Source organism: Streptomyces sp. NBC_00223, from assembly GCF_036199905.1.
In the GTDB taxonomy this organism is placed as follows: Bacteria; Actinomycetota; Actinomycetes; order Streptomycetales; family Streptomycetaceae; genus Actinacidiphila.
On sequence record NZ_CP108109.1, the window covers coordinates 331986 to 356338 of the forward strand.

At 72.8% G+C, this 24353-nt stretch carries 20 protein-coding genes; 4 read left to right on the forward strand and 16 right to left on the reverse strand.

Features of this window, described 5'->3' with window-relative positions; translation table 11 throughout:
• Window positions 1-31: 31 nt before the first annotated feature.
• From OHA30_RS01475 to OHA30_RS01495, 5 genes are all read right to left on the reverse strand, one after another.
• Complete coding sequence (locus tag OHA30_RS01475) at window positions 32-592, reverse strand: NADAR family protein (protein ID WP_328911933.1); 561 nt, start codon at window positions 590-592, stop codon at window positions 32-34.
• A complete protein-coding gene (locus tag OHA30_RS01480; protein ID WP_328911934.1) occupies window positions 592-1137 on the reverse strand; it encodes an MOSC domain-containing protein in 546 nt (181 codons plus the stop codon). Before OHA30_RS01480 ends, OHA30_RS01475 begins: the two co-directional genes overlap by 1 nt.
• Before the next feature lie 64 nt (window positions 1138-1201).
• Window positions 1202-1384: a hypothetical protein gene (locus OHA30_RS01485; protein ID WP_328911935.1), complete on the reverse strand. Its 183-nt coding sequence runs from the start codon at window positions 1382-1384 to the stop codon at window positions 1202-1204.
• A gap of 88 nt (window positions 1385-1472) precedes the next feature.
• A complete protein-coding gene (locus OHA30_RS01490; protein ID WP_328911936.1) occupies window positions 1473-3899 on the reverse strand; it encodes a Tex family protein in 2427 nt (808 codons plus the stop codon).
• Between the two features lie 10 nt (window positions 3900-3909).
• Window positions 3910-4428, reverse strand: coding sequence for a GNAT family N-acetyltransferase (locus OHA30_RS01495; RefSeq protein WP_328911937.1), 519 nt, complete (start codon window positions 4426-4428; stop codon window positions 3910-3912).
• Between the two features lie 171 nt (window positions 4429-4599).
• Here OHA30_RS01495 and OHA30_RS01500 point away from each other — a divergent pair, with 171 nt between their 5' ends.
• A complete protein-coding gene (locus OHA30_RS01500; protein WP_328911938.1) occupies window positions 4600-5649 on the forward strand; it encodes a fatty acid desaturase family protein in 1050 nt (349 codons plus the stop codon).
• An 18-nt stretch (window positions 5650-5667) separates the two neighbouring features.
• Here OHA30_RS01500 and OHA30_RS01505 read toward each other — a convergent pair whose 3' ends face one another.
• The 7 genes from OHA30_RS01505 to OHA30_RS01535 form a co-directional block, all read right to left on the reverse strand.
• Entirely contained in the window at window positions 5668-7089 is a 1422-nt protein-coding gene (locus tag OHA30_RS01505; protein WP_328911939.1) for a M1 family metallopeptidase, read from the reverse strand.
• Between the two features lie 71 nt (window positions 7090-7160).
• Entirely contained in the window at window positions 7161-9335 is a 2175-nt protein-coding gene (locus tag OHA30_RS01510) for a 3-hydroxyacyl-CoA dehydrogenase NAD-binding domain-containing protein (RefSeq protein ID WP_328911940.1), read from the reverse strand.
• 51 nt (window positions 9336-9386) lie between these two features.
• On the reverse strand, window positions 9387-10601 hold the full coding sequence (locus OHA30_RS01515) for an acetyl-CoA C-acetyltransferase (RefSeq protein ID WP_328911941.1): 1215 nt from the start codon (window positions 10599-10601) through the stop codon (window positions 9387-9389).
• Window positions 10602-10635: 34 nt separating this feature from the next.
• The gene (locus tag OHA30_RS01520) at window positions 10636-11856 is read right to left on the reverse strand and encodes a CaiB/BaiF CoA transferase family protein (RefSeq protein WP_328911942.1); all 1221 of its coding nucleotides are present in this window, start codon (window positions 11854-11856) and stop codon (window positions 10636-10638) included.
• Window positions 11857-11945: 89 nt separating this feature from the next.
• The gene (locus OHA30_RS01525; RefSeq protein WP_328911943.1) at window positions 11946-13901 is read right to left on the reverse strand and encodes a primary-amine oxidase; all 1956 of its coding nucleotides are present in this window, start codon (window positions 13899-13901) and stop codon (window positions 11946-11948) included.
• A gap of 187 nt (window positions 13902-14088) precedes the next feature.
• A complete protein-coding gene (locus OHA30_RS01530) occupies window positions 14089-15618 on the reverse strand; it encodes an APC family permease (protein WP_328911944.1) in 1530 nt (509 codons plus the stop codon).
• Between the two features lie 51 nt (window positions 15619-15669).
• Window positions 15670-16626, reverse strand: coding sequence for a hypothetical protein (locus tag OHA30_RS01535; RefSeq protein ID WP_328911945.1), 957 nt, complete (start codon window positions 16624-16626; stop codon window positions 15670-15672).
• Window positions 16627-16876: 250 nt separating this feature from the next.
• Here OHA30_RS01535 and OHA30_RS01540 point away from each other — a divergent pair, with 250 nt between their 5' ends.
• The 3 genes from OHA30_RS01540 (at window position 16877) to OHA30_RS01550 (ending at window position 21141) form a co-directional block, all read left to right on the forward strand.
• A complete protein-coding gene (locus OHA30_RS01540; protein ID WP_328911946.1) occupies window positions 16877-18418 on the forward strand; it encodes a hypothetical protein in 1542 nt (513 codons plus the stop codon).
• 794 nt (window positions 18419-19212) lie between these two features.
• The gene (locus OHA30_RS01545) at window positions 19213-19578 is read left to right on the forward strand and encodes a nuclear transport factor 2 family protein (protein WP_328911947.1); all 366 of its coding nucleotides are present in this window, start codon (window positions 19213-19215) and stop codon (window positions 19576-19578) included.
• A 93-nt stretch (window positions 19579-19671) separates the two neighbouring features.
• A complete protein-coding gene (locus OHA30_RS01550) occupies window positions 19672-21141 on the forward strand; it encodes an MFS transporter (RefSeq protein WP_328911948.1) in 1470 nt (489 codons plus the stop codon).
• A 56-nt stretch (window positions 21142-21197) separates the two neighbouring features.
• Here OHA30_RS01550 and OHA30_RS01555 read toward each other — a convergent pair whose 3' ends face one another.
• From OHA30_RS01555 to OHA30_RS01570, 4 genes are all read right to left on the reverse strand, one after another.
• Window positions 21198-21638 (reverse strand): nitroreductase family deazaflavin-dependent oxidoreductase, encoded by a 441-nt coding sequence (locus tag OHA30_RS01555; RefSeq protein ID WP_328911949.1) that lies wholly within the window; start codon window positions 21636-21638, stop codon window positions 21198-21200.
• Between the two features lie 95 nt (window positions 21639-21733).
• Window positions 21734-22285, reverse strand: a complete 552-nt coding sequence (pspAB, locus tag OHA30_RS01560) for a PspA-associated protein PspAB (protein WP_328911950.1) — start codon at window positions 22283-22285, stop codon at window positions 21734-21736.
• Complete coding sequence (htpX, locus tag OHA30_RS01565; protein ID WP_328911951.1) at window positions 22285-23184, reverse strand: zinc metalloprotease HtpX; 900 nt, start codon at window positions 23182-23184, stop codon at window positions 22285-22287. The genes pspAB and htpX overlap by 1 nt, the downstream gene beginning before the upstream one ends.
• A 136-nt stretch (window positions 23185-23320) precedes the next feature.
• Window positions 23321-24274, reverse strand: a complete 954-nt coding sequence (locus OHA30_RS01570; RefSeq protein ID WP_328911952.1) for a quinone oxidoreductase family protein — start codon at window positions 24272-24274, stop codon at window positions 23321-23323.
• Between the last annotated feature and the right edge of the window lie 79 nt (window positions 24275-24353).

Below are 24353 nucleotides of genomic sequence, written 5' to 3' on the forward strand. Positions count from 1 at the left end.
CCGCCGATCCGCGCCTTTGTGCAAGGCCCCCTCAGCCCGCCGACAGCCGGGCCCGGGCCTCCATCAGGGCGAAGCCGAGCAGGTTGAGGCCGCGCCACGCCGCCGGAGTCCGGGCCCGGTCGTCGTCGACGGCCAGGCCGATGCCCCAGATACGGTCCATCGGGCTGGCCTCGACCAGGACGCGTTCGCCCGTGCCGAGCAGATAGGCCCGCAGATCCGGGTGCTGTCCGAACTTGTGCGCATTGCCCGCCGTGACGAGCCCGAAGCGCTCGCGCCGCCACACCGCCTCGTCGAAGCCGCGCACCGAACCGCCCACGTCCTTCGCCGCCTTGGGGTGGCTCGCCGCCAGCGCCCGCTTCTCGGCCTCCGTGTCGCCGAACAGCCGGGCCTTGCCGGCCATCATCCAGTGCTCGGCGGTGGCGTACTCGACGCCTTCGACGGTGAAGGGCGCGGGCCACCACTGGCTGAGGCAGGCCGCGTCCACGCTGCCGTCGCACCGCGGGCGGTGGCCCCAGAAGTGGACGTACTTCACGCTCGCGCCGGTGGCCAGATGGGCGCGGAGGGCGTCGACCGAGCGGATGGCGGCGGTCATCAGACGCGCTCCAGCGGGCGGTGCGGCGCGGCCGGGAGGATGACCGCGATCGGGTCGCCGGGGCGGATGTCGCCGCCTTCGAGCACGACGCTCATGATGCCGCCCTTGCGGACCACCGCGCCGGTCTCGTCACGGCCGACGACCTGCCTGAGCAGGCCGCTGCGGAAGTGCTCGATCTGCAGACAGGGATTGCGCAGACCGGTGACCTCGATCAGGGCGTCGGCGCCGATGCGCAGCCGGGTGCCCACGGGTAGGCCGAGCAGGTCCAGGCCGCGGGTCGTGACGTTCTCCCCCAGGTCGCCGGGGGTGATCTCGTACCCGGCGGTGCGCAGCTCGTCGAAGAGCTCGGAGTGGATCAGATGCACCTGGCGCAGATTGGGCTGCGTCGGGTCCCGGGCGACCCGGGACCGGTGCTGGACGGTGACGCCGAGGTGCGCGTCGCCCTCCACGCCGAGCCCGGCGACCAGCCGGATGCTGTTCTGGTTGACCTTGCTGAACCGGTGCGTGGCGTCGCGACTGACCGCGATGACCGTGCCGCCGCTCATGGAACGTCGTCCCCTCGATCGGATGCCCTGACCGCGCTCGCACCCTATCCGGAGGGTCGGCGGCTCAGCGACCGATTTGCCGCCGGCCGGCCCGGCGCAGCCGACGCCGCTGCGAGGGGTCGAGGGTGAGGTACGCCACCGCCGGCACACCCACGATGATCAGGAAGAACACCCACAGGGGGATCCAGTACAAGAGCACCAGACCCACCGCTACGCCACCGATGGCGAGCTTCGCTCGATTCGACATTTTCCCCGCCTTCGCCTCACGGCGGCCCACGCCGCGTCCTGGTACTGCCTACCATGTGGAACGCGTCGCGGGCCGTAAGGGTTCCCCGTCACTTGCCGCCGGTCAGTCCGGCCCTGCGCAGGGCGTCGGCCATCGCGCCGCCGGGCGCGGCCGCGGACGCCCCGGGGCCGCCGCGGCGCTGGCCCTGGCCCCTGCCGCCGCCCTGGCGCGGCGGGGTCCCCCGGCGTTCGCCGCCACCCGAGCCGCCACCCGCGCCGGAACCACCACCGGAGCCGCCGCGCTGGTCACCGCGCTGCGCGGGCCCGACCTCGTCGTTCAGCCGCAGTGTCAGCGAGATCCGCTTGCGCGGCAGGTCCACGTCGAGCACCTTGACGCGCACGATGTCCCCGGGCTTGACGACCTCGCGCGGGTCGGAGACGTAGGAGTCGGACAGCGCCGAGACGTGCACCAGGCCGTCCTGGTGGACGCCGACGTCCACGAAGGCGCCGAAGGCGGCCACATTGGTGACCACGCCCTCCAGCAGCATTCCGGGCCGCAGGTCCTTCATCTCCTCCACGCCCTCCTTGAAGGCGGCGGTCTTGAAGGCGGGGCGCGGGTCGCGGCCGGGCTTCTCCAGCTCGGTGAGGATGTCGGTGACGGTCGGCAGGCCGAAGGAGTCGTCCACGAACTCCTGCGGGCGCAGCGACCTCAGCACGGTCCCGTTGCCGATCAGGTCGGCGATGCCGGTCCCTGCGCTCGCGCTCATCCGCCGTACGACCGGGTACGCCTCGGGGTGCACGCTGGAGGCGTCGAGCGGGTCGTCGCCTCCTTGGATGCGAAGGAAGCCCGCGCACTGCTCGTACGCCTTGGGGCCGAGCCTGGCCACGTCCTTGAGGGCCTTGCGGGCGCGGAAGGGGCCGTGGGAGTCGCGGTGGGCGACGATGTTGGCGGCCAGGCCCTCGGTGATGCCGGAGACCCGGCGCAGCAGCGGTACGGAGGCGGTGTTGACGTCCACCCCGACGCCGTTGACGCAGTCCTCGACGACCGCGTCCAGGGAGCGGGAGAGCTTCACCTCGGACAGGTCGTGCTGGTACTGGCCGACGCCGATCGAGCGCGGGTCGATCTTGACGAGTTCGGCGAGCGGGTCCTGGAGCCGGCGGGCGATGGAGACGGCACCGCGCAGCGACACGTCCAGCTCCGGCAGCTCGGCGGAGGCGTAGGCCGAGGCGGAGTAGACCGAGGCGCCGGCCTCGGAGACGACGGCCTTGGTGAGCTTCAGGTCCGGGTGGAGGCGGATCAGCTCGGCGGCGAGCTTGTCGGTCTCGCGCGAGGCGGTGCCGTTGCCGATCGCGATCAGGTCGACACGGTGCTCGCGGGCGAGGCGGGCGAGGGTGGCCAGCGACTCGTCCCAGCGGTTGCGGGGCACATGCGGGTAGATCGTGTCGGTGGCGACGACCTTGCCGGTGTCGTCGACGACGGCGACCTTCACCCCGGTGCGCAGGCCCGGGTCGAGGCCCATGGTGGCGCGGGTGCCTGCGGGCGCGGCGAGCAGCAGGTCGCGGAGGTTCGCGGCGAAGACCCGTACGGCCTCGTCCTCGGCCTGCTGGCGCAGCTGGACCCGCAGGTCGATGCCGAGGCGGACCAGGAAGCGGGTGCGCCAGGCCCAGCGGACGGTGTCGGCGAGCCACTTGTCGGCGGGGCGGCCCCGGTCGGCGATGCCGAAGTTCTGGGCGATGCGGCGCTCGAAGCTGCTGGGGCCCTCGGTGGGCTCCTCGGGTTCGAGGGTGAGGTCGAGCACGTCCTCCTTCTCGCCGCGGAGCATCGCCAGCACCCGGTGGGAGGGCAGCTTGGTGAAGGGCTCGGCGAAGTCGAAGTAGTCGGCGAACTTCGCGCCCGACTCCTCCTTGCCGTCGCGGACCTTCGCCATGAGCCGGCCGCGGGTCCACATCCGGGTGCGCAGCTCGCCGACCAGGTCGGCGTCCTCGGAGAAGCGCTCGGTGAGGACGGCGCGGGCGCCCTCCAGGGCGGCGGCCGCGTCCTGGACGCCCTTGTCGGCGGAGACGTAGGCGGCCGCCTCGGTCTGCGGGTCCAGGCCCGGGTCGGCGAGCAGCCGCTCGGCCAGCGGTTCGAGGCCCGCCTCACGGGCGATCTGCGCCTTGGTGCGCCGCTTGGGCTTGAACGGCAGGTAGATGTCCTCAAGGCGGGCCTTGGAGTCGGCGGCCAGGATCTGCGCCTTGAGCGCGTCGTCCAGCTTGCCCTGCGACTCGATGGACTCCAGTACGGCCGCGCGCCGCTCGTCCAGCTCCCGCAGATAGCGCAGCCGCTCCTCCAGGGTGCGAAGCTGCGCGTCGTCAAGGGTGCCGGTGACCTCCTTGCGGTAGCGGGCGATGAACGGCACGGTCGCCCCGCCGTCGAGCAGGTCGACGGCCGCCCGCACCTGCCCTTCGCGTACGCCGAGTTCTTCGGCGATCCTGGCCTCGACCGATCCGTTGCCGCTGATGATCTCGCTCCTCGGACGCTGGGATGTTGCCAGCATCGTAGGGGAATCAGCCCAGCGTCTTCTCGAACCAGTGGTCCGCGTACGGGCTGTCGTTGTACGCGTCGATCTCCGTGTAGCCGTGCCGGGCGTACAGGGCGCGGGCCTCGACCAGGTCGGCGCGGGTGTCGAGGCGGATCACGCGGGCGCCGAAGGTGTCGCGGGCGACGCTTTCCGCCGCGCCGACGAGGGTGTCCGCGAGTCCCCGGCCGCGGACCTCGGGAGCGACGTACATCCTGGTCAGTTCGACGCTAGAGGCGTCGAGGACGTCGAGGACACGGACGCCGACGCAGCCGACGGGGACGCCGTCCAGGTGGGCGGCCAGGAATTCGCCGGTCGGGCGGGTCAGGTCGTCGCTGGGCTCCTCGGCGAGGACGGCCGCCACCTCCTCGTCGTCGGTCGGACGGCCGTAATAGCGGATGATCAGTTCGGTGTAGTAGCGACGTAGCAGGTTCTCGGCGTCAGGGTGCAACACTGAAAGGGGCGCGGCCGTCCATGCGGCGGCCGGGCAGAGATCGTTCGTGGTCATGCAGGACATCCTGGCAGCGCGCAGGTAGGGATATCCCCCGGTTATCAGGGGGTCTGGCACCCCGGGGATCCGGGTGATGGCGCCATGGTCCGGGACGAGCGGTGGTTCGTAGCGTCGTAGTACGGCCCGTCGGGCCGTGTGCCGGACACCGCCCAACACCGAGGAGCGCCCATGGCCACTGTTGCCCGCACACTCATCGAAGCGCCCGGGAGGGCGCCGTCGGCAGAGGCCGGCAGCGAATTCGCGCCGCTTCTGCGGCAGGTGCGGGAGGCCGGTCTGCTGCGGCGCCGGACCGGCCACTACGTACGCTCCATCACGCTGAACCTGCTGATGTTCGCGGCGGTGTGGGTGGCGGTGGTGCTGGTCGGCGGGACCGGCACCTGGTGGGTGCTGGCGCTCGCCCTGCCGGCCGCGGTGCTGTCGGCGCGTACCGGCTTCGTCGGGCACGACGCGGGGCACCAGCAGATCGCGGGCGGCCGGGACACGAACCGGGCGATCGCGCTCTTCCACGGCAATCTGCTGCTCGGTATGGGCGCGGGCTGGTGGACCGACAAGCACAACAAGCACCACGCCAACCCCAACCACGTGGGCAAGGACCCGGATGTCGAGGTGGGCGCGCTGGTGTGGACCCGTGCGCAGGCCGTCGAGCGGGAGGGCTTCGCGCGCTTCCTGGCGAAGTACCAGGCGTGGCTGTTCTTCCCGATGCTGCTGCTGGAAGGGCTGGCGCTGAAGGTGGCCAGCTTCCAGGACCTGCGGCGGATGGGGACCCGGGACCGGATGGTCGAGGGCGGGCTGCTCGTCGCCCATGTGGTCGTCTACGCCTCGGTGCTGCTGACGTTTCTGCCGCTGTGGCAGGCGGTCGCCTTCGCGGCGCTGCACCACGCGCTGTTCGGGCTGCACCTGGGGTGCGCGTTCGCGCCGAACCACAAGGGCATGGCGATGCCGGAGGAGGGCGCGCGCTGGGGTCATCTGCGCCGCCAGGTGCTGACCTCGCGCAATGTCCGCGGCAACCCGGTCACCGACTTCATGCTCGGCGGCCTCAACTACCAGATCGAGCACCACCTCTTCCCGAGTCTTCCCCGGCCGCATCTGCGGCTGGCCCAGCCGCTGGTCCGGGCGCACTGCCGCAAACTGGGCGTCTCCTACACCGAGACCGGCCTGGTCGAGTCCTTCGCCCAGGCCCTGACCCACATGCACACGGTCGGCGCCCCCCTGCGCTGACCGGCCACGCCGCCGGGCTCAGAGGTGGGCGGGCTTCGCGGAGGCGTGGAGCCAGGTGGCGAAGAGCGCGGTCAGGTCGTTGCCCGACAGTTCGCGGCAGAAGGCGGTGAAGTCGGCCGTCGAGGCGTTGCCGTGGCGGTGGGCGGCGGGCCAGCCGCGCAGCAGGGCGGCGAACGTCCGCTCGCCCAGGGCCCTGCGCAGCTCGTACAGGACCAGCGCGCCGCGCCCGTAGACCGGGGGCGCGGAGACGGCCGCGGCCGAGGGCGGGGCGTCGGGCGGGAAGGCCCAGTTCGCGGGGTCGGCGAAGGCCCTGGCGGCGCTCTCGTCGACGGACGGGCCGCCTTCGCGCTCCTGCCAGAGCCATTGCGCATAGGTGGCGAAGCCCTCGTTGAGCCACATGTCCTGCCAGGACTTCGGGGTGACCGAGTCGCCGAACCACTCGTGGGACAGCTCGTGCGCCAAGGTGGTCGTCCGCAGCGCGGGCGGCGCTCCGTCGCCCGGGAAGACCGGCCGGTTCTGCGTCTCCAGCGCGTAGCCGACCGACCCGCGCGGCAGGTGGCCGACGATCGCGCCCGAGGACGCGAAGGGGTACGGCCCGAAGAGCCCGCTCTCCCAGTCCAGGATCTCGGGGATACGTTTCACCGCCGCGTCCGTCGCGGCGTCGGCGGAGCGCGGGTCCACGGCGACGTACAGCGGCACCCCGTCGGGGGTACGGGACCGGGTGATGTCGTAGTGCCCGATGGCGACGGTGGCCAGATACGTCGCCATGGGCGCGTCCGTGCGCCAGTGGAAGGCGCTGCGGCCGCCGGAGTCACGGCGGTCGACGAGTTCGCCGTTGGACACCACGGTCAGCCCCGCGGGCACGTCGACGGTGATGTCGTACGCCGCCTTGTCCGAGGGGTGGTCGTTGCCCGGGAACCACGCCATGGAGCCGACCGGCTCCCCCAACGCCAGCGCCCCGTCGTCGGTGCGGAACCACCCCTCGTGCGAACCGTCCGGGTCCTTGAGCAGGTCCGGCACCCCGCCGTACGTCACGGTCGTCTCGAAGCGTTCCCCGCGGGCGAGCGGCGTCGCGGGCCGTACGGTCAGCTCGGTGCCGGAGCGGTGCACACCGGCCGTCCGGCCGCCGACGGTGACCTTGTCGACGGTGAGCCCGGCGAGATCGAGGTCGAAGGCGCTCAGCTCCCGGTCGGCCGTCGCGCTGATCACCGCGGTGCCGCGCAGCCGCCCGGAGCCGGGGTCGTAGGACAGGTCGAGGCCGTAGTGCGTGACGTCGTAGCCGCCGTTGCCCGCGTCGGGGAAGAGCCGGTCGCCGACGCCGGACGACCCGGCCGGCGGGTGGTGGTCACCTCCGCCGCCCGAGCACGCCGAACAGCACGCGAGCAGGGCGAGGAGAGCCGCCCACAGCGGCGGGCGCAGGGCGGCGAGGCGTAGGCGCACGGGGGCCAGCGTACGAGGCGGGCGGCCCGCGGCCGGTGAGGATCGCCCACCTGGTGACCCGCCCGCGCCGCTCAGTCCCTGAAGATCTCCCCGCTCTCCGCCTTGGCCACCAGCAGCGCGGGCGGCGCGAACCGCTCGCCGTAGCGCGCGGCCAGCTCCCGGGCCCGGGCGGTGAATCCGGCGACCCCGCCCTCGTAGCCGTTGATGTACTGGAGCACTCCCCCGGTCCACGCCGGGAAGCCGATGCCCAGCAGCGAGCCGATGTTCGCGTCGGCGACCGAGGTCAGGACGCCCTCCTCCAGCAGCCGTACGGTGTCCAGCGACTCGGCGAACAGCATCCTTTCCCGCATGTCGCGGAACGGCACCTCGGCGGCGCCCCCGGCCGTCCCGAAGTGCTCGGCGAGGCCCGGCCACAGCCGGGTGCGGCGGCCGTCCTCGTACTCGTAGAAGCCCGCGCCGCCGCTGCGGCCGGGCCGCCCGAACTCCTCGACCATGCGGTCCACGACCCGCTCGGCCGGGTGCTCCCGCCAGCTGCCGCCCGCCGCCTCGACCGCCGCGCGGGCCTCGCGGCGGATGCCGCGGCCGAGTGTCAGGGTGAGTTCGTCGATCAGCGCGAGCACCTTGGCGGGGTAGCCGGCCTGCGCCGCCGCCTGCTCGACGGAGGCGGCCGGGACGCCCTCGCCGACCATGGCGACGCCCTCGTTGAGGAACTGGCCGATGACCCGGGAGGTGAAGAAGCCGCGCGAGTCGTTGACCACGATGGGGGTCTTGCGGATCTGCCGGACCAGGTCGAAGGCGCGGGCCAGTGTCTCGTCGCCGGTGGCCGCGCCGCGGACGATCTCCACCAGCGGCATCCGGTCGACCGGCGAGAAGAAGTGCAGGCCGACGAAGTCCCGCTGCCGCTCGACGCCTTCGGCGAGCGCCGAGACGGGCAGGGTGGAGGTGTTGGTGCACAGCAGGGCGTCCGGCGCGACGATGTGCTGGATCTCCTGGAACACCTTGTGCTTGAGCCCGGCGTCCTCGAAGACCGCCTCGATCACGGCGTCGCAGCCCGCGAGGTCGGCCGGGTCCGCGGTCGGTGTGATCCTGGCCAGCAGCGCGTCCCGCTTCTCAGGCGTCGTACGGCCCTTGGCGAGCGCCTTGTCGAGCAGCCCCGCGGAGTACGCCTTGCCGCGCGCGGCGGCCTCGGCGGAGACGTCCTTGAGCACCACGTCGATCCCGGCCCGCGCGCAGGAGTACGCGATGCCCGCGCCCATCATGCCCGCGCCGAGCACGGCGACCCTGGTGACCTGGCGGGCGGGCACCCCGGAGGGCCGCCGCGCACCGGAGTTGACCGCCTGCATGTCGAAGAAGAACGCCTGGATCATGTTCTTCGAGGTGGGGCCGCAGGCCAGCCCGGTGAAGTAGCGGGCCTCGATGACCTCGGCGGTGGCGAAGTCGACCTGGGCGCCCTCGACGGCGGCGGCGAGGATGTCGCGCGGCGCGGGATAGGGCGCGCCCGCGAGCTGCTTGCGCAGATTCGCCGGAAAGGCGGGCAGGTTGGCGGCGAAGGCGGGGCTCTTGGGGGTGCCGCCGGGGATCTTGTGGCCGGGCACGTCCCAGGGCTGCCGCGCCTCGGGGTTGGCGTGGACGAAGGCGCGGGCGCTCGCGAGCATGGCGTCGCGGTCGGCGGCGACCTCGTGGATCAGCCCGGCCGCGAGGGCCGGCCCGGGAGCGTACTGACGGCCCTGGAGCAGCACCTTGAGCAGCGCGTCGGCGATGCCGAGAAGCCGTACGGTCCGCACCACGCCTCCGCCGCCGGGCAGCAGGCCGAGGGTGACCTCGGGACAGCCGATCTTCGTGCCGGGCGTGTCCAGCGCGATCCGGTGGTGGCAGGCGAGCGCGATCTCGTAACCGCCGCCCAGGGCCGCGCCATTGATGGCCGCGACGACGGGCCTGCCGAGGGTTTCCAGGCGGCGCAGGCCGCGCTTGATCCGCAGCGATCCGGCGAGGACCCGCTCGGCGTCCTCGGGGGTGGCGCGGATCAGGTCACGCAGGTCTCCGCCCGCGAAGAAGGTCTTCTTGGCGGAGGTGACGATGATCCCGCGGATGCCGTCGAGTTCGGCTTCCAGGCGGTCGAGGGTGGCGTCGAGGGAGTCGGCGAAGGCCGCGTTCATGGTGTTGGCGGACTGGCCGGGGTCGTCCAGGACGAGGGTGACGATGCCGTCCGTGTCCTGTTCCCAGCGGATGGTGGTGGACTCGCTCATGGTCGGGTGGCTCCGTTGGAATCCGTAGGCGGGAGGGAGGGTGACGGGCGGTCAGACGCGCTCGACGACGGTGGCGACGCCCATGCCGCCGCCGACGCAGAGGGTGGCGAGCCCGTACCGCAGGTCGCGGCGCTCCAGCTCGTCGATGAGGGTGCCGAGGATCATCGCGCCGGTCGCGCCCAGCGGGTGGCCGAGGGCGATGGCGCCGCCGTTGACGTTGACCTTGTCGATGCTCACGCCCATGTCGGCGGCGAAGCGCAGCACGACCGCGGCGAAGGCCTCGTTCATCTCGATGAGGTCGATGTCGTCGATGGTCAGCCCGGCCTTGGCCAGTGCCTTGCGGGAGGCGGGGGCGGGGCCGGTGAGCATGATGGTCGGCTCGGAGCCGGAGACGGCCGCGGCGACGATCCGGGCCCGCGGGGTGAGCCCGTAGCGCTCGCCGATCTCGCGGCTGCCGACGGCGACCAGGGCGGCGCCGTCCACGATGCCCGAGGAGTTGCCCGCGTGGTGGACGTGGTCGATCTTCTCCACCCAGTGGTACTTCTGGAGCGCGACCGCGTCGAAGCCGCCCAGGTCGCCGATGTCGGCGAAGGACGGCTTGAGCCCGGCGAGCGTCTCCGGTGTGGTGCCGGGGCGCAGATGCTCGTCGTGGTCGAGGACGGTCAGGCCGTTGACGTCCAGGACGGGTACGACCGAACGGGCGAAGCGGCCCTCCTTCCACGCCTCGGCGGCCCGCTCCTGCGACAGGGCGGCATAGGTGTCGACGTCGTGCCTGCTCCAGCCGCCCAGGGTGGCGATGAGGTCGGCGCCGATGCCCTGGGGGACGAAACCGGTCGCGAAGGACGTCATGGGGTCCATCGCCCAGGCGCCGCCGTCGGAGCCCATCGCGACCCTGGACATCGACTCGACGCCCCCGGCCAGGATCAGGTCCTCCCAGCCGGAACGGACCTTGGCGGCGGCCAGGTTGACCGCTTCGAGCCCCGAGGCGCAGAAGCGGTTCTCCTGGACGCCCGCCACGCTGTCGGGCAGACCCGCGGCGATGGCGGCGATCCGGGCGATGTCGGAGCCCTGGTCGCCGATCGGGCTGACGACGCCGAGCACGATGTCGTCGATCGCGGCCGGGTCCAGGCCGGGGAAGCGGCGGCGCAGCTCGTGGATGAGGCCGACGACGAGGTCGATCGGCTTGGTGCCGTGCAGTGATCCGTTCGCCTTTCCGCGCCCGCGCGGGGTGCGTACGGCGTCGTAGACGTAGGCCTCGGTGCTCAACGTCGTGCCTTTCGGTGAGGGTGCGGTGCGGGCGTCAGTCGATGGCGGGGCCGGGGCCGGATTCCGTGGCGGGCCCGGATTCCGTGGCGGGCCCGGTGCCGCCCGGCGGGTCGGTGAGCGCGGGGACCGCCCAGTCGCGGGCCACCTCCGCGGTGTGCGCGCCGGGTCCGGCGGGCGGGCGGCGTACGGCGGTCGGCGTGGCGGAGAAGCGCGGCGCGGGCGCGGGCTGCACGACCCCGGCCGCCTCGGTGAAGGTGCCCCGGGCCGCCAGGTGCGGATGGCCGGGTGCCTCCGCGAGCGACAGTACGGGCGCCACGCAGGCGTCGCCCCCGGTGAACACATCCGTCCACTCCTCCCGGGTGCGGCTGATGAAGCGGGCGGCGACCGCCGCGCGCAGCTCGGGCCAGCGCGCCGGGTCGTCGCGCAGCGCGGCCTGCTCGTCGGACAGGCCGAGCAGCCGGGTGAACTCGTCGTAGAACCGCTGCTCCAGCGCGCCGACCGCCATGTGGCCGCCGTCCGAGGTCGCGTACACGCCGTAGAAGGGGGCGCCGCCGTCGAGGAGGTTGGCGGCGCGGCGGTCCTGCCAGGCCCCGGCGGCGCGCAGGCCGTGGATCATCGAGGTGAGATGGGCGGTGCCGTCCACGATCGCGGCGTCCACCACCTGGCCCTCGCCGTGCGCGCGGGCGTGGTGGAGTGCGGCGAGCACACCGGTGACCAGGTACAGGGAGCCGCCCGCGTAGTCGCCGAGCAGATTGGCGGCCGCGACGGGCGGGCCGTCCGGCGGGCCGGCGAGGTCCAGGGCGCCGGTGACGGCGATGTAGCCGATGTCGTGGCCCGCGGTGGCGGCGAGCGGGCCGTCCTGCCCCCAGCCGGTCATCCGGCCGTAGACCAGCCGGGGATTGCGCCGCAGACAGTCCTCGGGGCCGACGCCCAGGCGCTCGGCGACGCCCGGGCGGTAGCCCTCGATGAGGATGTCGGCGCGCTCCACCAGGTCCAGTACGGTCCCGGGTCCGCCGTCGGCCTTGAGGTCGACCAGCACGGCGCGCTTGTTGCGGTGGGTGAGGTCGTGGGCCGGGTCGATGCCGAGGCCCGCGCCGCCGGGCCGGTCGACGCGGACGACATCGGCGCCGAGGTCGGCCAGCAGCATGGCGGCGAACGGGCCGGGGCCGATCCCGGCCAGCTCCACCACGCGGACTCCTGCCAGCGGACCGGACGCGGAGGGGGCCCGTGAGCGTGCCGGCCGTTCTGATGTCACAAGCGTGATGGTAAGAACGTGTTCCAGTTTTGGCAAGGGCTGACTGAGCGCTCGCTCAGTCAGCCCCCCGGACGGACGCCGGCCCCTCGCTACACGTGGCAGTGGCCGCCGGAGCCGCCGCTCTCGGCGGGCAGGTCGAGCGCGGGGTTGCGGTCGAAGAAGCCGGTCGGCCTGAGGCTGAAGCCGCACACGTCGACCGGCATGACCGGCCAGTCCTCCAGACGCGGCAGATGGGTGGGGCCGAAGGAGTGCCAGACCGTCAGATCGGTGTTCTCCAGCGGCTCCCCGGGCGCCGACCACTGGGCGACGCCCGCGCCGCCGGGGTGCTGGTTGGGGTAGTCGCCGTCCGGGTAGTGGCGCTCGGGCCGGTAGCGGGTGACCCACAGGTGCTTGGTGGCGTAGGCGACCCGCTCGGCGACCGGTGAGCCCGGCTGGGCGAGCAGCACGGGCCCGGCGTCGGGCAGCAGGGTGTACGCGACCGGCCGGCCCATCCGGTTGAGTGATCCCGGGTTGCTGATCCGCCAGCGCCGCCCCACCGCCGGGTCGGCGACCCGGCCGGCCTCGCCGCTGTCGGCGACCGTCGTGGCGCGGGTGGTGAAGGCGTTGCCGTGCGGGTTGTCCGGGCCGGTCGGCAGCCGTACCAGGTCCACTTCCTCGACGGTGTTGGCCGGGCCGTCGAGCGCCACGTCGAGCCGGGCGCAGAACAGATGCTGGTGGTAGGGCGCGAGCAGCCCGGGGGCGACCTCGGTGGCGTACGGCGAGCCCGCGCCGGGCGTGACGGCCGAGGTCTGGAGCAGGCCCGTCGCCTTGGCCTCGAAGGCGATCGTGCCGTCCTGGTGGAGGTACCAGTAGAAGCCGTAGTCGTAGTTGCCGAGGGTGGCGATGTACGAGATCACCAGGCGGCGGGCGCGGCGGCTGTCCGCGCGGAAGCCGTCGAAGATGTTGGTGTGCTTCCACAGCAGGCCGGTGTCCTCCTCGTGGACGCAGATCGCGTTCGGCAGCGTCTCGGGACGGCCGAGGTCGTCGGCGACCACCGCGTCGACGTAGGCGATCTCGCCGAGGCAGTCGCACCCCAGGCGCAGCGCGTTGGCGTTCCGGCCGAGCAGGTACTCGCCCGCGTCCAGGTAGCAGACCCAGTTGCGGGCCGCGTCGGGTTCGGCGTACGGGACGGCCATCTCGGCGATCGAGGCGCGGTGCAGCACGGGCCGCTCGCGGTCGCCGTCGCGGTGGGTGAGCTGGTGCAGCACCAGGCCCTCGCGGGCGTTGAAGTCCAGCCGCAGCCGCCAGTTCTGCCAGCTGAGCACCGGCCCTTCGAGGGTGAAGGAGGGGCCCTGCGGCTGGGTGATCTCCAGCGGGCGCAGATCGGTGCGGGCCGGGCCGTTGAACTCGGCCTCGTAGCGCCCGCATTCGACCGGGGTGGGGACGATGCCGGTGTCGACCAGCCGGATCACCCGGCGCTCGGTGAGGTCGACGTCGGCGACCAGGCCGCCGACCGGGTGGGCGAAGGGGTTGTCGCCCTCGGTGCAGCGCAGGAAGGTCAGCGAGCGCAGCATCCGGCGGCCGGTCTCCGCGGGCTCGCCGAAGTTGCCCGCCGCCAGTGGGGCCGCGATGACCAGCGAGGTGTCGGTGATGCCGCGGTCGGCCATCGCCTGCCGCCAGCCGGGGTCGGCCTTGACGATCTCGTCGCAGGTCTCGTACTCCTCGAACAGCAGCGGCGGTTGGCCGTCGGCGTTCGCGTCCAGGTCGCGAAAGGACAGCAGCAGACCCGCCGTGACGTCCACCAGGGCCTCGGCGGAGCGGCCGGTGGCCGTGTCGAGCAGGGTGACCCGGACCCGGCGGGAGAAGGGGTGACCCTCGCGGTGGGCCAGTACCGTACGGCGGTCCGGCTCGTCCGGCAGGACCAGCGGGAAGCGGGTGGTCCCGCCGACCTTGCCCGCGGCCTCCAGTACGGCGCGGGCGGCGGCTATCTCGTCGGCGGTCAGCGGGTCGAGCGGGTGGGGGGCGGCGGCCGGAGCGGCCGCGGGGTCTGTGCAGTGACAGGTCATGGCGCACTTTCTGACGACGGGCACGGGCGCGGGCGCCGGGGCGGCGGACGGGCCGGGGAGATGACGTGAAGGGTGGTCACGTGAGGGGCGGTCAGGAGCGGGGGCGGTCAGGGAAGGGCGGGGCGGAAACGGGGACGGCCCGCCGCACCCCGGGCGGGGCGAGACGGGCCGTCGGGGGAAGCCTCGGTCAGTCGGTCGTCCCGGCGGCGGAGGCGGCCTTCTCCAGCTGGAACGCCTCGTTGCCCTGGCCGATCTTGGCGTGCGCGGCGGGGTTCCTCGTCTGGAGCACCGCGCCGTAGATCAGACCGGCGATCGCGGCGATACCGATGATTCCGGGCAGCAGCCAGCGCAGGCCGTAGCCCGGGTCGGCGCCGAGCAGGACCTCGAAGTCCTTCACCGCGTAGAACGCGATGACCAGCAGCGCGGCGGCGGAGATACCGGAGGTGATCAGCCGCCAGCCCTGGACACCGGCCGCGCCGCGCTTGATGAAGAACGCGATGATGGCGATGGACGCGACGGCCATCAGCACCACGACACCGAGCGCGCCGACGTTGCCCGCCCAGGTGAACAGCCGCATCATCGGCGCGAACGACGTGTCGCCGCCCGGCTTGTTGTCGGTGACCGCGAAGGCGGTGACGACGACCAGCGCGACGGTGGTCTGGATCAGCGAGCCGACCACGGGGGCGCCGCCGGAGCGGGTGGTACGGGCCACGGCGCGGGGCAGCAGACCGTCCCGGCCCATGGCGAACGCGTAGCGGGCGACCACGTTGTGGAAGCTGAGCAGCGAGGCGAAGATACCGGTGATGAAGAAGACGTTCAGGATGTCGGTGAACGTGTTGCCGAGCCGCGCCTCGTTGAGGTCGAAGATCATGGTCGGGCTCTGCTGGGCACCGCTGACGACGTGCGAGGGGCCGGCGGCGACTGTGATGGCCCAGGCGCTGAAGGCGAAGAACAGGGTGGCGAAGCCGACGGCCAGGAACATCACGCGGGCCACGACGCGCTGCGGCTTGCTGGTCTCCTCGGCGTAGACCGGCGCCTGTTCGAAGCCGGTGAACCCGGCGATGCAGAAGCACAGCGCGGTGCCGAAGCCCGCGCCGGTCAGGGTGCTGGGCGAGAAGGCGTGCAGCGACACGCCCTGCGGGCCCGGGTCGGACAGGAAGCTGATGTCGAAGACGACGATCAGCAGGGTCTCGATCAGCAGCAGCACACCGAGGACCCGGGCGTTGACATCGATCTTCAGCGCGCCGAAGATGCCGGCGATCGCCACGCCGCCGAGGGCCGGCCACCACCAGTCGACATTGTGCTGCCAGTGCTCGGCGATCTGGCTGGAGATCTCGAAGCCGAAGATGCCGTAAATACCGCACTGCAGGATGCTGTAAGAGGTAAGGGCGACATAAGAGGCCGCGGCACCGACGGTGCCGCCGAGCCCGCGGGCGATGTAGGCATAGAAGGCACCGGCGTTGTGCACGTGCCGGCTCATCTCGGCGTAACCGAAGCTGAACAGGATGAGGACGACGCCGAGGATGAGGAAGATGAGCGGTACTCCCACGACGCCCACGGCCGCGAAGGTGGTGGGCACGACGCCGGCCACCACCATGAGCGGGGCGGTCGCCGCCAGGACCGAGAGGAGAAGGCCCGGAGTACCGATCCGGTCCGCGCGCAGCGCGCGTTCCTCTCCCTTGAACGTGCTTATCTCGGCCTTACTGCCCGTCAGCATGACTGTGTATCCCTCCGATGGATGTGATGCGAGTGGTCGGTTCTTCGGGTCTTACGAGGAACCGAAACCGAGCGCGTAGTTGCGCGCGGTACGGAACGACTTCTTCGGATCACGGTCGTGGTACGACCAGGGGGCTCGGGTGGCGTTCGCGCCGATCCGGTTGAACAGCGCGGCGGCCGCGACCGTGTCGCCCGAGTGGTACTTGGCGAACGCGAGATAGTTGAGATCGAGCGCCAGCCTGGGGTGGCTCCTGCCGTCCCAGTCCAGCCACCAGTCGAAGGCCGCCCGCAGACTGCTGCGGGCCCGGGGGCTGGTCCAGTACGGCAGTCGGGCGGGGTCGGCGGGCATCGCGCCGGCCGCGGCCAGCGCGCGGTAGCGCTCGACCAGCGCGACCAGCGGAAGCGCGGTCAGCGGCGATCCCTGACCCGCCTCGCCCGCGGCCCACTCGGCGAACTCGTACACCTCGTGGAACGGGTCGTCGCCGTCGGTCTTCTGACGCTCGGCCAGGCACTGGGTCATCAGATGGTGGGCGTGGTGATGACCGCGGTGCCGACCGCGCACCTGGTCGAAGGCGCGCACCTGCTCGTCGTCGGTGCCCGTACGGCGGGCCAGGATGAGCATATTGAGCCAGGGAGTCGGGTCGGCGGGCGTCATCCGGGCAGCGCGCAGGCAGACTTCGCGCGCGGCGTCCGGGTTCTGCTTGCCCGCGACCGCGCGGAAGACCGCGGCGGCGGCTGCCAACGCCTGGGCGTCGGCACTCTCCGGCTCGGCCATCCTCCACTCCTCGGCCCAGGCCGCGGCGGACTTGCCCTCGCCGAGGACAACCAGGCGGTGGCCACGACTGTCCCAGTCGTCACCGGTACGGGCGAGCAGGGCGCGGACTTCCGCCCAACGTCCTTGGGTCAATGCTGCGCGCGCGGCGATGAGTTCCTCGTCGCCGAGGGCGGGGTCGAAAGCCACGTCGTCCTTGCCACGGGTGAAGCGGAAGGGTGGCGGCGGTGGTGTCATCCGCGGGCAGCCCTCCACGGCGCGCGTTACGTCATGTGATCGCGAACAGCCAACCGGTAGGCAGCGGTGCACTACAAGGGAACATCTGTTGTCTCGCTGTAGTCCCGTATGGTTGAAGGGGTTTGGAGCACGGATCCGTACTGAAGGCGGTCGTTCGGCTGGCGCGGAGAGCCGCATATTTGATATTCGAAAACCTGATCGTGGGTGCAGTGGTGCAGCGCGACGGTACGGCGCAGTGGGGACCGGGCGAATGGACGGAAGCAACGTGGCACGGGAGAGCTCTTCTGCCGCGTCCACCCACCCCCTTGCGTACGTAAGGCGGCGGCACGGCTGGAGTTACCAGGACCTGGCCCGGGTGATCGCCGATCACGCCCGCGCGCTGGGCGTGCCGATGGCGGCCCGCCGGGAGAAGGTGTGGCGCTGGGAGCACTGGGGGGTGGTCCCCGAGGCCGACAGTCAGCGGGCGCTGGCCCGGGCGCTCGGAATCCCGCCCAGGGAGCTGGAGTTGCGGCCCTGGCCGCGCTGGCTGCCCGCGCACGGCGGAATGCCGGACGGACTGCCGTGGACCGAGGAGGGCAGCCTCGACGCGCTCAACTCGCTGGTGGACGACGTGACCGCCGATCCGCGCGGCTTCCCGATCGCCGACGAGCAGGCGCTGCTCGGCGCGATCGCGGACTGGGACGCGGTGGCGGCGGAGGTCACGGCCGCGGCGGTCGGGGGCCCGCCGGGCGGTTCGGGGGCGGTCGGCGGCACGGGTACGGTCGCGGGCGGCACGGTCGCCGCGGATACGGTTACGGGCGCGGTCGGTACGGATAGGGTTACGGGCGCGGGCCCGGTCGGCACGGATACGGTTACGGGCCCCGCCATCGGTACGGGCCCGGCCTCCGGCGTCGGGCGGGTGCCAGCGCAGGCGACGCGGCCGACCGAGCGGTACGCCGAGGAGTTCTGCCCGGTCGACGGCTCCGTGCTGGACTGGCTGGAGTCAGGCGTGCTGGGGCTGCGCAGGCTGGACGACCGGTTCGGCGGCGCGGCCGTACGGCACCGGGTGGAGGCCGATCTGCGGCTGGTCACCCGGCTGTTGGCCGGCGGCCCGCGCGGGGGGACGGCACGGGCCCGGTTGCTGCGGGTCGCCGCGGACCTCGCGCAGCTCGGCGGGTGGGCGGCCACGGACACCGGCCGGCACGCCGCGGCCCAGCGCTACTATCTGACCGGTCTTCGGCTGGCGCACACCGCGGGCGACCGCGGCATGGCCGTCGCGCTGTGGGGCGGGCTCGCCCTCCAGGCGGTGATCGCGGACCGGCCGCGGGACGCGGTGGCGGCCGCGGAGGCGGCGGTACGGGCGGCCGGGGGCGCTCCCCCGGCGGTACGGGCGCTGGCGGCCGTACGGCTGGGTCGCGCGCACGCCGCGCTCGGCGCCGAGGGGGCCTTTCGGCGGGCGGCCGCGGAGGCCGAACGCCAACTGGACGCGGCCGGGGGCGACACCGGGGCGCCGTGGCTGTACTGGCTCGACGCGGCCGAACTCGCCGCGCAGAACGGGCAGGCGCTGCTCGCTCTCGGTGCGGCGCGCGAGGCCGGGCCCCTGCTGGAGCGGGCGCTGGCCGTGCAGGGGTCCGCGTACGTCCGTGACCGCGCCCTGTACTCGGCGCGCGCCGCCGAGGCCCGCGCCCTGACCGGCGATCTCGACGGCGCCCGCGCGCTCGTCCGGGAGGCCGCGCGCCTCTCCCGCCACTGCGGCTCCCCCCGCCTGGCCGACGCCCTGGACACCCTCAAACCCCACCTCGCCACCCCCTGACCGACCGTCCCAGCCGAAACCACCCGCCGACCCGCAGGCCGGCCGCCCAACCGCCCGCCGGTACCCGCGGCACCACTGCGCGAGCCTGCCCGCCGACGGCCGCTGGTCACACGCGGTCCCGGCGCCGCAAGGGCGCCATCGCGGGCGGGACCGCTCCCCGCAAGCCCGCCGGAGGCGGCGGGTACCGGACCGCCCGCCCTTGTACGCGCGGAGGCGCGAGTCCGCCCGGCAGCGCCAGCGGAGCCGACCCGCCGGATGCGAGCATCCGCGTCGCACTGCCCGCCGCGGCGCAGCCGAGCCCCAGCACGGCCTGAGCGCGTACACGTGACGGCCGCCGGACGTATCCCCCCTCGCGGCAAGGGCGCCGTCGCGGGCAGGACCGCTCCTGCAGGCCCGCCGGAGGTGGCGGGCACCGGACCGCCCGCCCCGTACGCGACGGGGGCCCGGGGCGCGAGTCCGGCCGACCCGCCGGATGCGAGCATCCGCGTCGCACTGCCCGCCGCGGCGCAGCCGAGCCCCAGCACGGCCTGAGCGCGTACACGTGACGGCCGCCGGACGTATCCCCCCTCGCCGCAAGGGCGCCGTCGCGGGCGGGACCGCTCGCGCGAGGTTGTCGGCGAGGCGGGGGATCGAACGTCGGGCGGGCGGGGGCCGGGCGCCGGACACGCTCGTCCGTGCCCGGCGGGCGGGGTTACCTAAGGATGACTGATTCGCTCGCGGGGATCCCTTCGTACCGTCTTGACCTGCAAGGACACGGCGCGACACGGCGTCGGTGAACGCAGGGAGACCTTCGCATGAGCGACATCCAGTACCTGGTCGAGCGTTACCTCGGCGTCTGGAACCAGACCGACCCGGCCGCGCGGCGGCGGCAGATCGACGAGGTGTTCGCGCCGGACGCGCGCTACACCGACCCGCTGGCCGACGTGACCGGGCGGGACGCCCTCGACTCGGTGATCGGCGCGGTCCAGGCGCAGTTCCCCGGCTTCGTCTTCACCCTCGGCCCGGTCGACGCGCACCACGGAATCGCCCGGTTCACCTGGGAGTTGGGCCCGGCCGGCGGCGACGCGCTGGTGGTCGGCTTCGACGTGGCGGTGACCGGTGAGGACGGCCTGGTCCACAGCGTCCTCGGCTTCCTGGACAAGGTCCCGGCCGGCGCCTGACGGGCAACCGCCCACCCCGCGCCGGGCGCGGGCACCCGAGCCCGCGCCCGGCAGCGACCCGTACCCCCGCCCGTCACCGACAGGAGCACCCTCATGGCCTCCACCACCCTCTCCCCGCCCGTACCCGAGAGCGCCGCCGGGGACCGCTCCAGCCGGGGCCTGCTGGTCCTGCTGGCCGCGACCTTCATGACCGCGCTCGACATCTTCATCGTCAACGTGGCGATCCCCGCCGTGCAGAGTGACCTGCACGCGGGGACCGCGGCGATCCAGTGGGTGGTCGCGGGCTTCGGCCTGGCCGTGGCCACCGGGCTGATCACCGCGGGCCGGCTGGGCGACATCTTCGGACGGCGGCGGATGTTCGCCGTGGGGCTCGCCCTGTTCACCGTGACCTCGGCGGCCTGCGGCATCGCGCCGACCGCCGGGGACCTGGTGGCGGCCCGGGTGCTCCAGGGTCTGTCCGCCGCGCTGATGAGCCCCCAGGTGCTGGCGATCCTCCAGACCGCGTACACCGGCAAGGCGCAGGCCCGCGCGTTCGGCATGTACGGGCTGACGATGGGCATAGGCGCCGTGTTCGGTCAGCTGATCGGCGGGCTGCTGATCAAGGCGGATGTGCTCGGCCTCGGCTGGCGGGCCTGTTTCCTGATCAACGTACCGGTCGGGCTGGCCGCGCTGGCCATGGTGCCGCGGGCGCTGGCCGAGTCGAGGGCGCCGCAGCGGCCCCGGCTGGACAACACCGGTGTGGCGCTGTCCACGGCCGCGGTGGTCGCGCTCGTCCTCCCGCTGATCCAGGGCCGCGAGCTGGGCTGGCCGCTGTGGACCTGGCTGTGCCTGGCGGGCTCCGCCGTGCTCTTCGCCGTCTTCGCGGCCCATCAGCGCCGGCTCGGGCGGGCCGGCGGCGACCCGGTGCTGAACACCGGGCTGTTCCGGCAGCGCGGCTTCGGCCTGGGCGCCCTCACCCAGCTGGTGTTCTGGACCGGGCAGGGGTCCTTCTTCCTGATCCTCGCGCTGTATTTGCAGGCGGGCCGCGGTCTGGACGCGCTCGGCTCGGGGACGGTGTTCCTGTCGATCGGCGCGGGGTATCTGCTGACCTCCACCACCGCGCATCTGACCGCCGCCCGGATGGGTCGCCGTACGGTGCCGGCCGGGGCGCTGCTGATGGCCGTGGGCCTCGGCGGGCTGTGGGCCGCGGTGCACGCCTCGGGCACCACGGGCAGCCTCTGGGCGCTGGCCCCCGGGCTGTTCGTCGACGGGGTGGGGATGGGCCTGGTGATCGCGCCGCTCACCCACACCGCGCTGGCGGCGGTCCCGCCGCAGCTGGTCGGTTCGGCCTCGGGGGTGGTGGCGACCATCCAGCAGATCAGCGGCGCACTCGGTGTCGCCCTGATCGGCATCGTCTTCTACGGCGCGGTCGGCGGCGGCGCTCCCGCCCGCTACCCGCACGCCCTCGGGCTGGGCCTGGCCTTCCTGCTGGCGCTGGAACTGCTTCTGGCCGCCCTGACCCTCTTCGCGCCGCAAGGCCAAGCAGGGCCGGAGACGGCGAAGGAAGCACCGGCCCACGAGTGACCGCATGCGTAAGGGGCGTCCACCAAGGTGGGCGCCCCTTACCCGTACCGCCCGGGTCAGACGCGGCGCAGCCTGATCACCGGGATGTCCCGGTCGGTCTTCTTCTGGTAGTCCTCGTAGGGCGCGTAGACCTCCAGCAGGATCGGCCACACCCGGGCCTTCTCGGGCGCCGGGAGGACTTCGGCGCGGGCGGCGAACCGCTCGCCGTTCACCCGTACGTGAACCTCGGGGTTCTCACGGAGGCTGAGGAACCACTTGGGGTGCTCGGGCGCGCCGCCCTTGGACGCGACGATCAGATAGTCGTCGCCGTCACGCCCGTAGATCAGCACCGTACGGTGCCAGTCGCCGCTGACGCGGCCCTGGTAGTCGATGAGCAGGCAGGGCGAGCCGTTCATGTCGGTGCCCTCGGCGCCGCCGGACTCCTCGTAACGGCGGGCCTGGTCGGCCACCCACTGGTCGGAGCTGAGTTTCACGGCGGTGGGATCGTATGCGGTCATGCGGATGCCTCCTGGGGGGAAGTGCGTCGGCAATGATTTCCACCATAGGCGCGGCGGCGGCGCGCCGGAGGCGTCACGGGCCCGGCGCGCCACGGTCACAGGCCGGGTGCGCCCCAGACCGGGAACCAGCGCGACAGGTCCTCCTCCAGCCGCAGATCGTTGGCGACGAGCGCCTTCACCTGGAGCTCCAGCGCGTTGTCCCGCTTCTCGCCGGGCAGCGGGGCGAAAGGGTAGAAGGAACCTCGTTTGTAGAGGTAGACGAGGGCCAGCGACCGGCCGGCCGGGTTCCGGAAACCGACCAGGGAGCAGAGCAGCTGCGGGCCGAAGCCGTGCTCCTCAAGCGCGGAGTTCACGGCGTGCAGATCGGTGACGAGGTCGGTGGTCCCGCTCGGGTCGTGGCGGGACAGCAGCCAGGTGTAGCCGTAGGAGTCCTGGCTGGACTCCACGGAGATCAGGGCGTGCAGATCCTGCTGGATCTCGGTGAAGGCGCCGCCCTCGACAGCGGCGAAGCAGACCGAGCCGAGCCCGGTGGGCCGCAGGTCGCTCGCCGCCTCCAGGGTGATGGCGGCCGAGGTGAGCCCGAAGAGCTGGTCGAGGTCGGGACGGACCGGCTTGCTGCGGCCGAGCAGCACGTCCAGCAGGCCCATCAGCGCCGGTCCAGTTCGAGGGTGATGCGGCCGAGCTGCTCCAGCCGCTGTTCGAGGGTGGGGTGGGTGGACAGCAGCTTGGAGACGGCGCCGTCGGAGGCGAGCGCGGGCGCGAAGTAGAAGGCGTTGAAGGGCTCGACCTTGCGCAGGTCCCTGGTGGGGATGGCGGCGATCTGCCCGCTGACCTTGGTGAGCGCCGAGGCGAGCGAGGACGGCCGGCCGGTGAGCAGGGCGGCGCTGCGGTCGGCGGACAGCTCGCGGTAGCGCGACAGCATCCGGGTGAGCAGGAAGCTGACGGCGTAGACGACGGCGCTGACCAGCGGCACCAGGATGAAGATGATCGCGGTGCCGGGGTCGCGGGCCCGGCGGAAGCCGCCGTACAGCCCGATCCGGGTGACTATGCCGGCCAGGATGCCCAGGAAGGAGGCGATGGTCATCACGGCGACGTCCTTGTGCGCCACGTGCGAGAGCTCGTGGGCGATGACGCCCTCCAGCTCGTCGGGCTCCAGGCGGCGCAGCAGGCCGGTGGTGGCGCACACCATCGTGTTCTTCCGGTTGCGCCCGGTGGCGAAGGCGTTCGGCACGTCGGAGTCGGCGATCGCGACCCGGGGCTTGGGCAGGTCGCCCAGCGCGCAGATACGGTCCACGACGCCGTGCAACTCGGGGGCCTGCTCCGGGGTGACCTCGTGGGCGCCCATGCTGAAGGCCGCGATCCGGTCGCTGAACCAGAACTGGGCGATGAAGAGGATGCCGGCGACGACGGCGATCAGCGGCCAGGCTCCGTGTATCAGGACGACCAGCGCGCCGACGAAGACGACATAGAGAAGTCCGATCAGGAACATGGTGACGACCATCCGGGTCGTCAGTCCCCGGTCGGCTGAAAAGCGGTTACGCGGCATGGCCCCTCCCGAGTCGTGCGGGGCGCTGGTCGCGGGGCGCGGCCACGCGTCTCCACTGTCGATTGTGCCTCTTTTTCAGCTTTCGCCCCCTTCCACCCAACGATGCAACGACCAGGACGACCCGGTCGGTTCCGCATTATTCGGCCGAAGTGAGGATCAGCTTCCCAAAGGTGCGTCTGGCCCGCAGATCCGCGTGGGCGCGGGCGGCCCCGGACAGCGGGTAGACCCCGCCGATCCTGGGCCTGAGCAGCCCCTTCGCGGTCATGGTGAGCAGTTCGGTCATCGGCTCGCGGTACATCCCTGGGCGGCCCAGGCAGTGCGCGAGCCAGAAGCCGACGACCGCCCGGGAGCTGCCCATCAGCCGGGCGGCCTGGAGGGGGGTCGGCGGGGTCCGCGAGGCCATACCGTAAATGACCAGGCGGCCGAAGGGCGCGAGGGCGGCGAGCGAGGCGTCGAAGACCGGGCCGCCGGTCATCTCCAGCACGATGTCGACCTTGCGGCCGCCGTTGGCCTCGACGAGGCGTTCCCTGAGGTCGGTGGGGTCGGCGTCGACGGCCACGTCCGCGCCCAGTTCGAGCGCGAGTTCGCGCTTCTCCTTGGACGAGGCGGTGGCGATCACCCGTCCGGCGCCGTACTCCTTGGCGAGCTGGACGGCGAGCGAGCCGGTGCCGCCGGCCGCCGCCTGCACCACGACGCTCTCCCCCCGGGCGATCCGCGCCGAGGTGCGCAGCAGATGCCAGGCGGTCAGACCCTGGACGACGAGGGCGAGCGCCTGCCCGTCGGAGACGCCGTCCGGTACGTCGTGCGCCAGGTAGTCCTGGGCCACGGCCTTCTCCGCGTAGCCGCCGTTCTCGGTGAGGGCGACGACCCGGCGCCCGTCGGGGGTGCGGCCGACGACCTCGGCGCCGGGTACCAGCGGGAGCGTGGACCGGGAGAGGTAGGAGTTCTCCACCGTGTGGGTGTCGGCGTAGTTGACGCCCGCGGAGTCCACGTCGATCAGCACCTGGCCCGGGCCAGGGACGGGGTCGGGCAGTTCCGCTTCGCGCAGCACCTCGGGGCCGCCGAACTCGGTGATCTGGATCGCGCGCACGACGACTCTCCTCGCGGGATACCCGGGGCCTACCGGCCGGTACGGCCTCTCCCTCCAGACTACCGACTGGTCGGTATGG